Raw genomic sequence first — 13385 nt, 5'->3', positions numbered from 1 at the left:
GTCCGCGCGTTCGCCGGACACAGGAGGTCACGCGTTCGTACACTCGCGGACGCGATGAACACACCCGCAGCACCGGACTCCGATTACCGCCTCGACGTCTACGACCGACGTCCGTGGTTGGCCCACTATGCACCGGGTCTGGGAGCGCACCTGCGGATCGGTGTCGCCACCGCGCTCGACATGTTCGACGCGACGGTCGCCGCGCACCCCGACGACATCGCGATCGCCTACTTCGACCGCGTGCTGACGTGGTCCGAACTCGACCATGCGGCCGGCGCCGTCGCCGCGTTGCTCATCGCCCGGGGATTCGCGCCGGGCGACCGGATGGCCCTGATCCTGCAGAATGACCCGGCCTTTGTCATCGGGTTGATCGCGGCGTGGCGCGCCGGGGGAGTGGCCGCGACCCTCAGCCCGATGTCGACCGCCGACGAACTAGCCGCACGGCTCGGTGAGTACACCCCGACGGCACTGCTGGCCCTCGACGACATCTACGAGGATCGACTCCGGAACCTGTTGGGCGACGGGAACTCCGGGATACGGGTGGTGCTCACCGCGTCGCCGATCAGTGGTGTGAGTAGTCCGGATGCGAGGTTGTTCTCCGATGCCGACTTCGGACGACGCGCGCCCGCCGACACCATCGATCTCGACGCGCTGATCGCCGGGTGGCCGACGGATGGGACGGTGCCGGCACGACCGGTCGGCCCGCTCGACACCGCGGTGCTGATGGCGACGTCGGGAACCACCGGACCACCCAAGGGAGCGCGCCTGACCCATGCGAACCTCGTGTTCAGTGCCCACGTGTACCGGGACTGGACCGGTGCGACGCGCGACCCGGTCCTCGGTGCGTCGCCGGTCTTCCACGTGACGGGGCTGATCGGTGGCGTCATGCTCGCCACCCTGCTCGGCGCAACCCTGGTGCTCACCCACCGCTTCCACCCCGAGGTGATGGCCGACGCCATCCGGCGTCACCGTCCCGGTTTCATGGTCGCGGTGATCACCGCCTACATCGCACTCGCCGACGAATCATCGATCACCGCAACCGAACTGGAGCCGCTTCGACTGCGGCTGTCGGGCGGCGCACCGATCGATCCGGAGACCGCCCAGCGCATCGCCGACCGGCTCGGCGGCTACATCCACAACGTCTACGGACTCACCGAGACCACCTCACCCACCCACATGGTGCCCCTCGGCAGGGATGCCCCGGTCGACCCGGAAACCGGTGTGCTGTCGGTCGGGGTGCCGGTGTTCGACACGTCGGTACGGGTCGTCGACGAGTCCGGTGCCGATCTGCCCGCCGGTGAGATCGGTGAGCTCGTGGTGGCCGGACCGCAGGTGGTCGACGGCTACTGGCAGAACCCACGGGCGAGTGCGGACACCTTCGTCGGCGGCGAATTACGCACCGGCGACCTGGGATTCATGGACGCCGACGGCTGGTTCTACATCATCGACCGCAAGAGTGAACTCATCAACGCGTCCGGGTACAAGGTGTGGCCCACCGAGGTCGAACGTATCGTGCGCACCCATCCGGCGGTCGTCGACGTCGCCGTGGTCGGCATCCCCGACGAGTACCGGGGTGAGTCGGTCAAGGCGTTCGTCGTTCTCGCCGAACCGGATTCGGTGTCCGAGGCCGGGCTGATCGACTACTGCCGCGACCGTCTCGCCGCCTTCAAGTACCCGCGGGAGATCGAGATCGTCGGCGAACTCCCCCGATCGGCGACGGGAAAACTGCTGCGCCGCAAGCTGCGGTGACCCGAACGGCGCTCGCCTCACGCCCGGGTGCCCGAATCCACCTTCTGATCGTCGCGGACCACGGCCTGCCCGGCGACCCGCGCATTGCCGGATATCACCGCGTCGTCCCCGATCTGGGCCGCCCCGGCGACCTCGGCGTGGCCGTGGATACGGGCCCGCCCATCGACGACGGCCGATCCGGAGACGATCGCGGAGTCGCCCACCCGGGCGTGGCCGCGAACGGTTGCCCGATCGCCGATGCGGCACCGGTCACTCACGATCGCGAACTCGTCGACGCGGGCGTGGCCGCCGATCTTGGCTCGACCACAGATCCGCGAGTTTCCGTCGATGCTCGACGCGTCCCCGATCGCGGCCTCCTCGTACACCCAGGCCGAACCGGACACCGATGCGGTGCCGCTGATTTCGGCGTCACCGGAGATGCGAGCCGTGCCCGACACCGTCGCATCGCCGAACACCGAGGCGTTGCCGTCGACGCGTGCGGTACCGGAGATGTCGGTGCGGTCGCCCACGAAGGCGTTGTCACGCACGCTCGCGTTCTCGCGGACCCGCGCGTCGCCGACCACCCAGGCGTCCTCGCCCACCCATGCCTGATCTGAGAGGTTCGTCTCCGAGGCGACCCACCCACCCAGATCGCCGGAACTCACCCGGTGCTGCGGCAGGTCGCGGGTCGCCCGGATCTGTCGCAGCGTGACGGTATGGGTGACCCCGACCAGCGTGTAGGTGAATTCCTGCTCGTCTCCGACGAATTCGTAGTGCAGGTCGGGTGCCGGTGCCAGGGTTGCCGGTGCGACGACCGTCTCGGAATACGCATCGCCGGCCCCGGGGTCTGCTGTGTCCTGCTGCGCCCCACCATGTTCCGCGGGTTCGGCCCGCACGGGCTCGGGCGTCGACAGTGCGGCGCCGAGCGCCTGCACGAACTCGACGCAGGAGGCGAAACGCTCCTGCGGATGTTTGGCCATGCCACGCGCGATCACCGGGTCGGCGGCGGGTGAAAGTCCCTGTCGCATGGCCGATACCGATGGTGGGGGATCGACGAGGTGCTGTTTCATGACGGTCGCGACGGTCGGGCCCTGGAACGGTTTGCACCCGGTGAGCATCTGGACGGCCATGCAGGCGAGGCTGTATTGATCCGACCGGCCGTCGAGATCGTGGCCGGACATCTGTTCCGGTGAGCAGTAGTCGAAGGTGCCGATGAATGTTCCCGCCGCGGTGAGTCCGTCGTCGGTGCCGATCTGCCGGGCGATACCGAAGTCGGTGAGCATCGTCTGATCGATCTCGGTGTCGATGAGGATGTTGGCGGGCTTCACATCGCGGTGGACCACCCCACGCCGATGCCCGAAGTCGAGCGCGCGGGCGGTGTCGTTCAGGATGGCCAGTGCGGTCGGGATGGGCATCCCCTGCGGTGCGCCGGCCACCAACGCCCCCACGGAGGTGCCGCGCACCAACCGCATGCTGATCCACAACCGTCCGCGATCCTCGCCGCAGTCGTAGACTCCCACGATGTGCGGGTGTTCGAGGCCGGCCGAGAGGTGGGCCTCGCGTTGAAAACGCCGACGGAAGGCCGGGTCGGCCGACACCGACGCGTTGAGGACCTTCAACGCGACCATCCGCGGCAGACGCGGATGGTGTGCGGCGTAGACCGTCCCCATCCCGCCCTGGCCGACGATCTCGGCCAGTCGGTGTCCGGCGATCTGCGCATCCGGCGACCCGCGCATGATTCACCCTTCCCGCACCCCGACGGCGTGCCGACGGCACGCACACCCTGGCGAAAGTAGCACCATGAGGTCACGATCGCGTATGTGGCGCGGGCACCCGGTCATTCGCGCGACTGTGGGCCTCCGTACTGATCATTGGATGTACCGCCGAATTGGACGCATCCGCGCGCATGCCGGCGTCGGTGTGTGGCGATGGCGATGCCCGATGCCGATACAGCCGGGATGAGGCCGGTATAACCGGGGTGGGGCCGATATAACCGGGATGGGTCAGGGCTCTCGCGTCAATTATTGCCGCGAGTTGGCGTATTCGTCCCGGTTATATCGGCATCCGGGCCGGGAACCGCCCGATCGCGGAGACGAACGCGTTTCAGACACCACGATGCCGCCCCACGGCATACGTGGGGCGGCATCCCTGGCATCCGACCGAACGGAACCGAGAGGATCAGCTCTCGGTGACCTCACTCTCGGTGGCCCCGGACAGCGGGGTCTCGGGAGCGTCGGCCGATGTGGTCTCCGCCTGAGTGGTTTCGGCCTGCACGGCGGGCGACTCATCGGAGATGGTGATCTGACGGGCCCCGGTGGGTACCGACTTGGCGAGTTCGAGTGTCAGTACGCCATCGGTGAGGGTTGCCGTCACGGCGTCGGCATTGACCTCCTGGGGGAGGCGGAGCCGGTAGTCGAACTTTCCGGTGCGACGCGTCTGGTGGCGGACCTTGCCGGTCCGCTCGGTCTCGGTGGTCTCGCCGTGGATGTGCAGGATCTTCTCGTCGAGTTCGACGGTGACATCCTCACGCTTGATGCCGGGCAGTTCGGCCTCGACGCGGTAGGCGCCGTCGGTTTCCTCGACAGTGACCGCGGGTGTCCAGGCGTCGGCGAAGCGAGGGGAGTCGAGGCCGGCAAAGGCGGCGTCGACGACGTCGAGCAGGCCACGCGGGTCGTCGAACGGGCGGAACGGTGTGAACAGCGGCGCGGCGGCACGACGACGGGCGGGAACGAGGCGGGTGGTTGCCATGGCGAGTCCTATCACTTGCGGGGGGATTACTTATGTCAAGTTGAGCGCATGGCGATCAACTTTTATTCCGCTGGCCCTTCGGTGGGATCGGGAGTGGGCCGGAAGGCCGACGCGCTGCCGCCGGTGCGGCACAATGCGGAGCTATGGATCGCGCCCCGTCGGCACAGCCCGCACCGGCAGACCTCGTGGTGGAGGAACTCCCACCGGCCGACTGGGGAGCCCATCCCCGCACGCTCGCCGACGTGCTGCCGTGGATCGGCGCGACGCTGCTCGACCCCGGCGCCGCGACGGAAGGGATGCCCCACCTCGCCGCGTCGACAGTGGTGCTGCTGATGGTCGACGGCCTCGGCGACCGACTGCTGCAGCGCCACGCCGACGACGCGCCGACCCTCGCCCGACTGCGCGCGGCCACACTGCGCGCCGGGTTCCCGTCGACCACCGCCACCTCGATCACCAGCCTCACCACCGGCGCGCCGTGCGGGGTGCACGGCATCATCGGATACGCCTTTCGGCCCGACGACGATTCCCGCACCCGCGGAACCCCGCGGCTGCTCAACGCCCTGCGCTGGACGATGGATAGTTCCGGCGGCCCGTCGGCGCTGGTGACCTATCCGCCGAACCTGGTGGCGCCGTTGGCCGGAGCGCTGGCCGGCCTCGCCGATGCGGGCGTGGAGATCTCCTACGTGATGCCCGGTGAGTTCCGCGGCACCGGCCTGACCCAGGTGGCGTTCCGCGCGACCGGACGCTACTGGCCGGCCAACTCGTCGGACTCCGTTCTGGACGGGGTCGTCAACACCCTCGTCCGCCGCAGCAAACGACCCCGGTTCGTCTACGCCTACCTGTCCGACCTCGACGCCGCGGGGCATCGGTATGGCCCGGGATCGCCCGAGTGGCTCGGGGCGCTGCGCACGGTGGATCGCCTCGTCGCCGACATCGCCTCGAGCCTTCCCGCCGACGCCTCCCTGGCGGTGACCGGCGATCACGGCATGCTGGCGGCAGGGCGTCGCATCGACCTCGATGTCGAGGACGCACTGACCGCGGGGGTCGCGATGATCGCCGGCGAGCCGCGCGTGCGGCATCTGTACACCGAGGACGGTGCGCGCGACGACGTGCTCGCGGCGTGGGCGCAGGTGGTCGGCGACGACGATGCGCGTACGGCGACACGCGAGCAGGTGCTCGACGAGGGCTGGTTCGGCCACGCCGTGCCCCCGCGGATCGCGTCCCGGATCGGCGACATCGTCGCCGTCGGACAAGGGACGACGGTGCTGGTCCGCAGCGAGGCCGAACCGTCCGAGGCGAAGATGATCGGCCACCACGGCGCCTGGACTGCCGACGAGCAATTGGTGCCGCTCCTGGTGGCCTCTGGCTGAACACGGCGCCGGTGTATCCGGACGGCAGTCACACCTTGCACTCACCAGGGCCGAGTGCTAAAACGGACGTTGGCACTCACGTACTGCGAGTGCCAGGTCGGGACGGTGAGATCGGCACCTGACACGCCGGTCGTCCGTCGCGGGCACCGAGTTCCGGCCATACGAAACCTAGTGTCACCCCCTATCGGAGGATCACTTACCCATGGCCAAGCAAATCGCGTTCGACGAAGAGGCCCGTCGCGGCCTCGAGCGGGGTCTCAACAGCCTCGCCGACGCAGTCAAGGTGACGTTGGGACCCAAGGGCCGCAACGTCGTTCTGGAGAAGAAGTGGGGCGCCCCCACCATCACCAACGACGGTGTCTCCATCGCCAAGGAAATCGAGCTCGAGGACCCGTACGAGAAGATCGGCGCGGAGCTCGTCAAGGAAGTTGCCAAGAAGACCGACGACGTCGCGGGCGACGGCACCACCACCGCCACCGTGCTTGCCCAGGCTCTCGTGCGTGAGGGTCTGCGCAACGTCGCTGCCGGCGCGAACCCGCTGGGTCTCAAGCGCGGCATCGAGAAGGCCGTCGAGGCCGTCACCGAGTCGCTGCTGAAGAGCGCCAAGGAGGTCGAGACCAAGGAGCAGATCGCTGCCACCGCGGGCATCTCGGCCGGCGACCCCTCGATCGGCGAGCTCATCGCCGAGGCGATGGACAAGGTCGGCAAGGAAGGCGTCATCACCGTCGAGGAGTCCAACACCTTCGGGCTGCAGCTGGAGCTCACCGAGGGCATGCGCTTCGACAAGGGCTACATCTCGGGCTACTTCGTGACCGACGCCGACCGCCAGGAAGCCGTCCTCGAAGATCCCTACATCCTGCTCGTGTCGGGCAAGGTCTCGACCGTCAAGGACCTGCTGCCGCTGCTGGAGAAGGTCATCCAGGCCGGCAAGCCGCTGCTGATCATCGCCGAGGACGTCGAGGGCGAAGCCCTCTCGACCCTGGTCGTCAACAAGATCCGTGGCACCTTCAAGTCCGTCGCCGTCAAGGCCCCGGGCTTCGGTGACCGTCGCAAGGCCATGCTGGCCGACATCGCCATCCTCACCGGTGGCGAGGTCATCAGCGAAGAGGTCGGCCTGTCCCTCGAGGGCGCCGGCGTCGAGCTGCTCGGCACCGCCCGCAAGGTCGTCGTGACCAAGGACGAGACCACCATCGTCGACGGCGCCGGTGATGCCGACGCGATCGCCGGTCGCGTGGCGCAGATCCGCAGCGAGATCGAGAACAGCGACTCCGACTACGACCGTGAGAAGCTGCAGGAGCGTCTGGCCAAGCTGGCCGGCGGTGTTGCGGTCATCAAGGCCGGCGCGGCCACCGAGGTCGAGCTCAAGGAGCGCAAGCACCGCATCGAGGACGCCGTCCGCAACGCGAAGGCTGCCGTCGAAGAGGGCATCGTCGCCGGCGGTGGCGTGGCCCTGCTGCAGTCCGAGCCGGTCATCGACGGACTCTCGCTGGAAGGCGACGAGGCCACCGGTGCCAACATCGTCAAGGTTGCGCTGTCGGCTCCGGCCAAGCAGATCGCCTTCAACGCCGGCCTCGAGCCCGGCGTCGTCGCCGACAAGATCCTCAACTCGCCGAAGGGCACCGGCCTCAACGCCGGCACCGGCAACTACGAGGACCTGCTGGCCGCCGGCATCAACGACCCGGTGAAGGTCACCCGCTCGGCGCTGCAGAACGCAGCCTCGATCGCGGCCCTGTTCCTCACCACCGAGGCCGTCGTCGCCGACAAGCCGGAGAAGAACCCGGCCCCGGCAATGCCGGGTGGCGACGAGATGGGCGGCATGGGATTCTGATCCCGCCGCTCGCTGGTTGAGGTTCTCGAAACCCTGAGTTCTCGAAACCCCAACGCTCACAGCGTTACTCGACCGAAGGCCGGTCACCCCGAGTGGGTGGCCGGCCTTCGGCGTCTCCGTCGAGTGGGCGTCCTTTCCCGTCGAGTGGGCGCTCAACCAAGGACCCATACCGCGGCTGAATCGGGACTTGGCGGGGGACCCCCAACGAAATCTTGGGCGTGCCCAATACGGCTTAGCCGTGGACCAGTGTTACGCGTCGTCGGTGTGTTGACGTGTCGTTTGCCGACGCGTTCAACGGCTCAGCGTGCGTCGGTTGTCCATCGTCCGGGGGAATATTGAGCCGCACGGCGACGGCCTCCCCTGTGCTCAGAGTTGAATGTCATCACTGTGGGTTCAGACTGAGGAGGACGGCGGTAGCTTGTTTCCTGCGAACGTGATTCACGCCCAGTCGTCACTTGGTCCAAAGCGTGAAGCGACACGGGAGTGCTCGTTCTCGATCGAGAATCGGAGGGACGCTCCATATTTGGTGTTCGGGTGTCAGGCTGTCGACAGCTGCGTCCTGACGCCGCCGCTCCTCGCCGCTTCCTGGCCGCTCCTTATGAGCCGCGATGCGGTGGGCCAGTGTCCCGACTTCTGAGAAATGTCAGACCCGTCGACTTGGCTGATGGACGGATTGCGCCGGTAGAGACCAAAGGATGTGTAGTGCTCAGTCGTCAGGTGCAGTCTGCATGGGCGAAGTCGCGGCGGCAGACCGGGGAGTGGATGTCGCTGATCCGGCATTCTGAGGATTCGGCCGAGGTTGCCGGATATCTCTGGCATTGCTGGCTCGCGGACTCGACAAAACGATTCTTGAGTGAAGGTTTCACCGACGACGAGGCGTGCACCCTCGGGAGATTCTTGGCTGCGACTCACGATGTCGGAAAGCTCAGCCCGACGTTCGCGATCCAGGTTGAGTCGCTGTCGAACACTCCAGGAGGAATCGATCTCGTCGGTCCTATGCGGGACGCAGGATTTCACTTTCCGGCGGGCTGCAGCAAGCGTCCCGGAGTTCCTCATTCGGTGATCAGCTATCACGCAATCCATACCTTCCTGCGCAAGGAATATGGTTTCCGGCCTGGTGCGGCAGAGCGGGTTGCCGTTGTGGCCGGTGGGCACCATGGAGTGCCGCCGTCCACTGGTGCAGCCGGTCCCCGGAGTGTCAGCAGCACATACTTCGGCGGACCAGAGTGGGCTTCCGCCCGTACCGAGTTGATCACTCATCTCGCGGCAGAACTTGATGCCGGCCCAGTACTCGAAAAACTCCGTGATCGATCACTGTCGGCTCGGGCACAAGTCCTGTGGACAGGTTTCGTCATCATGTGCGATTGGATCGCGAGTAGCGACCTGTTCCCGCTGTCGGATCGGTCGGAGTCCGAGCACGCTGCCGCCATTGCGTGGGATCTGCTGGCGCTACCCGAGCCATGGTGCGCCCGTCCAATCGACAACCTGGACCAGTTGCTCACTCAACGATTTGATCTGCCTGCCGGGGCGTCGTCCAACCCAATGCAACAAGCGGTCGTTGACGCGGCAAGGGCCATGTCCGAGCCGGGGATGCTGATCGTCGAGGCGACGATGGGCTCTGGCAAGACCGAAGCGGCACTCGCGGCGGCAGAACATTTCGGTGCTCGGTTCGGATGCTCGGGAGTATTTGTGGCACTGCCGACGATGGCCACCTCGAATGCGATGTTCGATCGCGTACACCAGTGGCTACGCCATCAAGGTCCTGATCTGGTCACGAGTATCTCTCTGGCGCATGGAAAGGCATATCTGAATGAAGATTTCACGAGGCTTCGTCCGCGACTGACAGACGTCGACTCGGGAGCGCATTCGCAGTCTGGCCAGTGTGGTGTCGAAGTCGTTGCGCACCAGTGGTTCTTCGGACGGAAGAGATCGATGCTCGCCAACTTCGTCGTCGGCACCATCGACCAGGTGCTGTTCGCCGGTTTGAAGGCCAAGCATGTGGTGCTGCGGCATCTCGCCCTGGCGAACAAGGTGGTGATACTCGACGAGGTCCATGCCGCTGATGACTACATGCGGGTGTACTTGGTCCGAGTACTCGAATGGCTCGCGGCGTATCGCGTGCCAGTCATCTTGCTATCGGCCACTTTGCCACCTGCACAGCGACTCGCGCTTGCCCAGGCATACGAACGGGGAAGGGGGTGGGACGGGTTGGGTGAGTTCGCAGACACCACCGACTACCCGGTGGTCAGCGCGATCGGCGCCAGTCGCCAAAGCTACCGTGTGGATGCCGGCCCATCGGTCGAGGTGTCGCTGGAGCGACTCGACGACGAGGATGACGTCTTGGTCCGCTTTGTGCACGAAAACGTCGACGACGGAGGATGTCTCGCGATCATTCGGAATACGGTCGGCCGGGCCCAGGCCACAGCTCGGCTACTGAGACAAGAGTTTGGCGACGATGTGGTCCTGGTGCATTCACGATTTGTCCAGCACCACCGAGCGGCGCTCGAGAAGCAACTGGTGGCTCAGTTGGGTCGCGACGGCTCACGGCCCCAGCGCATTATCGTGGTCGCAACGCAAGTGATCGAGCAATCTCTCGATCTGGACTTCGACCTGATGATCAGTGATCTCGCGCCTGTCGACCTGATCCTGCAACGTCTGGGTAGGCTGCATCGGCACGCTCGTGCCAATCGTGGTTCCCACGGGCACCCGCGACTGGTGGTCACTGCGGTCAGTGAATGGTCGGGCGGTCCACCTGAGTTCGAGAGAGGGTCGCGAAGCGTATACGGGGAGGCAAGGCTGTTGAGGTCCGCGGCCGTTCTTCGCGATCGATCGGTCATTGCGGTCCCGCGAGATATTCCAGTCCTCGTCGAACGTGCTTATGCGGAGCAGATCGAGGTAGCCGACGACTGGCGGGCCGCGCTGACAGCGGCCGATGACGAACGACGTCGCGTCGTGGGCGCGCAACAACACCGTGCCGAGCAGTGGCGGATCAGCGGTCCGGCGAAGAAGCAGAGCCTGCTCGACTGGCTGGATGTGAACGTCGGAGATGTCGACGACCCCGCAGGATTCGCGAAAGTGCGTGACACCGAAGAAAGCATCGAAGTCTTGGTCACTCGCCGTGTCGGAAACGCGGTGTTCCTACTGCCGCAGTGCGGGGGCGATCCAGTGGAGATCGAGTACGAACCAGATACGAGGGTGGCGCGCAAGGTCCTCGGCTCAGCGGTTCGCCTTCCACGTGCATTGTGCATCAACGGCAACGTGACAGAAAAGACGATCGAAGAGCTGGAGAAGAGGATGTACCCGGGGTGGCAGGAATCTCGCTGGCTCGCAGGCGAACTGGTCTTAGAACTCAACGCGGAGAACATGACTGAGTTGCAGGATTACCTTCTGCGCTACGACGACATCGAAGGGCTCGTACATGAAAAGGTCGAACACTGACGTGATCGAGTCGTTCAACTTAATCGATGAACCGTGGATCATCGCTACCGACCTTGGCGGCGACACCAGGGAGTACTCCATATCTGAGTTGTTGGCGTCGGCACACCGGCTTTCGAGAATCGGCGGTGATCTGCCTACTCAACAATTCGCCATCGCCCGGCTGCTGCTGGCAGTGGTCCGGCGCGCTGTCAACTGGGGAGAGTGGCCACCTGATCGGTGGCAGGAACTGTGGCAAGTCGGGGAGCTCCCAACCGAAGAACTCTCGGCCTACCTGGCGGAAGTGCACTCGCGCTTCGACCTCCTGGATTCTAAGCAACCCTTCTACCAGGTGTCTGACTTCCAATCATCGGGCAATGCAATGAAATCCATCGGCCTTCTCGTCAGCGATGTGCCAGCGAAGTTCCAGTACTTCACGACGAGGGCTGGAAGCGGCGCTGCCGATATGTCGCTCGCCGAGGCCGCGCGGTGGATCGTGCATGCACAGGCATACGACCCATCCGGAATCAAGACCGGAGACAAACGTGATCCCAGAACCACGGGTGGCAGAGGGTATCCCATCGGGATTGCATGGGTTGGCCAACTGGGGGGCGTGCTCATCGAGGGGCGCACGGTCGCACAAACACTTCTCTTGAGCCTCGCGCTCGTGGTCGGCGGCGAGTCAACAATCACCGATGGTGACGTGCCAGTGTGGGAGCGCGAACAACTTGATGTTCTTCCTCGATCGGACAACGAACCGCGAGGGCCGCTTGACCTGCTCACCTGGCAGAGTCGCCGCATCCACGTTCGCTATGAAGCCGACCGAGCAGTTGGTGTGGTCATCGGCAATGGCGATCGCATCGAGCCGTTCAATCGCTTCGCCACAGAGCTGTGGTCGCCGTGGCGGTACAGCGAGATCCAGTCCAAGAAGTCAGGAGATCCTCGCTTCTACCCGCGCGCTTTCGATCCGGACCGAGCCGTGTGGCGAGGTATCGAGGGCCTGCTCATGGATGTCGACGACTATTCGCGGGGTAGTGGGGCGGGTTACGCTCCGGGGGTCGTTAAATGGATTGATTACCTTGCGCAGCAAGAACTCATCGATCCCGATGACTTGATCGTCGCGCACGTATACGGATTGCGTTACGACAGCCAGGCCAGCGTGATCGGAGCGAGTATCGACGACGCCCTGAGTATGCGAGTCGCCGGCCTCTCCTCCTACGAGCTTCGGCGGCGGGCCTGCGACGCAGCCGACACAGCCGAACGGGTGTCCCGCGTGCTCGGTTCCCTTGCTCGTGATCTGGCCATTGCAGCGGGTGGCGAGGGCGATGGAGATCGGCAGCGAGCCATGATGCAGTTCATGGCTGCCGCCGACCAACCGTTTCGCCGATGGGTGGTCGCACTTGGCGATGATGCCGACCTGGATCAACTGGTTGGCGGTTGGCATCGCCAGTTGTATCGGATCGCCAGAGATCTCGCCGACCACTTGGTCCGCGACGCGGGACGGCCGGCGTTCATCGGGCGATCGGTGAAGGACAACAAAGGCAATCCGAGGTGGATCGATGCGCCAAAGGCGGAGTCAAGCTTTCGGGCGTCACTGAATCGTGAACTGCCAGAGGCATTCGCCAATATAGGAAGGGACAACAATGACACAGCCGGTGGGTGAGAGGCAGTTCCAGCGGCTCTCTGATCTGGGTAGAGCCGTCAATGGGTCGGTGTCGTCGCTGCAACGCAGGTACCTGAGCGACGCGCGAGACACTGACATACTCGGCCGATTGGCGCGCTTGAGACAGTCATTGAACAGGGAGCCGGGTACCACACCGGAGGTGTGGGACGACACCCTTGCACTCGTCCCGGAGACGCCATCGGATCAACAGGCAACTCCGCGCGAACGTGCCGTGTGTATTGCTGTCGGTCTCTACGCGTTCCACCAACAAGGACGACGTGTACCGGTGCACGTGGCAGACGTTTCGATGGGACATGCTGCGCGACGGCTGATTGGAGTGCCGGACGACGAGCCTGCGATCCGAAAGAGATTGCAGGCGATCGCGCTCGCCGATACCGAAGCGGGTGTCGAACGTCATGCGCGGTCGATGATCTCGTTGCTGAAGTCTGCGGATCCTCCAGTAGCCCTGGACTACGGTCGTCTCACAGATGATCTTGCCGCTCTTTATCGCGGTGGGCGGTGGGCAGAATCGGTTCGCCTGCAGTGGGGACGCGACTTCGTCCGGCAACCGAAGCGCGAGCAGCGCGCTTCGGAGGATTCATCACACTCAACTCACACCACGGAAGGCTGACAC

8 protein-coding genes are annotated in these 13385 nt (G+C 65.3%); 6 read left to right on the top strand and 2 right to left on the bottom strand.

All coding sequences use genetic code 11. The features are described from left to right. The first annotated feature begins 54 nt into the window (after positions 1 to 54). Positions 55 to 1749, top strand: coding sequence for a class I adenylate-forming enzyme family protein (locus tag ABLE92_RS12990; RefSeq protein WP_348805191.1), 1695 nt, complete (start codon positions 55 to 57; stop codon positions 1747 to 1749). A 17-nt stretch (positions 1750 to 1766) separates the two neighbouring features. Here ABLE92_RS12990 and ABLE92_RS12985 read toward each other — a convergent pair whose 3' ends face one another. Both ABLE92_RS12985 and ABLE92_RS12980 read right to left on the bottom strand, forming a co-directional pair. Then, a complete protein-coding gene (locus ABLE92_RS12985; protein WP_348805190.1) occupies positions 1767 to 3464 on the bottom strand; it encodes a protein kinase domain-containing protein in 1698 nt (565 codons plus the stop codon). 442 nt (positions 3465 to 3906) lie between these two features. After that, positions 3907 to 4476: an Hsp20/alpha crystallin family protein gene (locus tag ABLE92_RS12980; RefSeq protein WP_348805189.1), complete on the bottom strand. Its 570-nt coding sequence runs from the start codon at positions 4474 to 4476 to the stop codon at positions 3907 to 3909. Between the two features lie 143 nt (positions 4477 to 4619). Here ABLE92_RS12980 and ABLE92_RS12975 point away from each other — a divergent pair, with 143 nt between their 5' ends. From ABLE92_RS12975 to casB, 5 genes are all read left to right on the top strand, one after another. Further along, entirely contained in the window at positions 4620 to 5846 is a 1227-nt protein-coding gene (locus tag ABLE92_RS12975; protein WP_348805188.1) for an alkaline phosphatase family protein, read from the top strand. 202 nt (positions 5847 to 6048) lie between these two features. After that, complete coding sequence (gene groL / locus ABLE92_RS12970) at positions 6049 to 7674, top strand: chaperonin GroEL (RefSeq protein ID WP_348805187.1); 1626 nt, start codon at positions 6049 to 6051, stop codon at positions 7672 to 7674. A 702-nt stretch (positions 7675 to 8376) separates the two neighbouring features. Further along, a complete protein-coding gene (gene cas3 / locus ABLE92_RS12965) occupies positions 8377 to 11112 on the top strand; it encodes a CRISPR-associated helicase Cas3' (protein ID WP_348805186.1) in 2736 nt (911 codons plus the stop codon). A 1-nt stretch (position 11113) separates the two neighbouring features. Then, a complete protein-coding gene (gene casA / locus ABLE92_RS12960) occupies positions 11114 to 12751 on the top strand; it encodes a type I-E CRISPR-associated protein Cse1/CasA (RefSeq protein ID WP_348805185.1) in 1638 nt (545 codons plus the stop codon). Continuing rightward, positions 12732 to 13382: a type I-E CRISPR-associated protein Cse2/CasB gene (gene casB / locus ABLE92_RS12955; RefSeq protein ID WP_348805184.1), complete on the top strand. Its 651-nt coding sequence runs from the start codon at positions 12732 to 12734 to the stop codon at positions 13380 to 13382. The genes casA and casB overlap by 20 nt, the downstream gene beginning before the upstream one ends. The last annotated feature ends 3 nt before the right edge of the window (positions 13383 to 13385 follow it).

The sequence above is a fragment of the Gordonia oleivorans genome, from assembly GCF_040044975.1.
GTDB classification, from domain to species: Bacteria; Actinomycetota; Actinomycetes; order Mycobacteriales; family Mycobacteriaceae; genus Gordonia; species Gordonia oleivorans.
The sequence above is the reverse complement of the archived record's forward strand: the minus strand, read 5'-3'. Positions and strand labels throughout refer to the sequence as shown.

Excerpts from the sequence above, each read along its gene's own strand:
- ABLE92_RS12990 (WP_348805191.1), top strand. The coding sequence starts at position 55 with ATGAACACACCCGCAGCACCGGACTCCGATTACCGCCTCGACGTCTAC.
- groL (WP_348805187.1), top strand. The coding sequence starts at position 6,049 with ATGGCCAAGCAAATCGCGTTCGACGAAGAGGCCCGTCGCGGCCTCGAG.
- ABLE92_RS12975 (WP_348805188.1), top strand. The coding sequence starts at position 4,620 with ATGGATCGCGCCCCGTCGGCACAGCCCGCACCGGCAGACCTCGTGGTG.
- casB (WP_348805184.1), top strand. The coding sequence starts at position 12,732 with ATGACACAGCCGGTGGGTGAGAGGCAGTTCCAGCGGCTCTCTGATCTG.
- ABLE92_RS12985 (WP_348805190.1), bottom strand. The coding sequence starts at position 3,464 with ATGCGCGGGTCGCCGGATGCGCAGATCGCCGGACACCGACTGGCCGAG.
- ABLE92_RS12980 (WP_348805189.1), bottom strand. The coding sequence starts at position 4,476 with ATGGCAACCACCCGCCTCGTTCCCGCCCGTCGTCGTGCCGCCGCGCCG.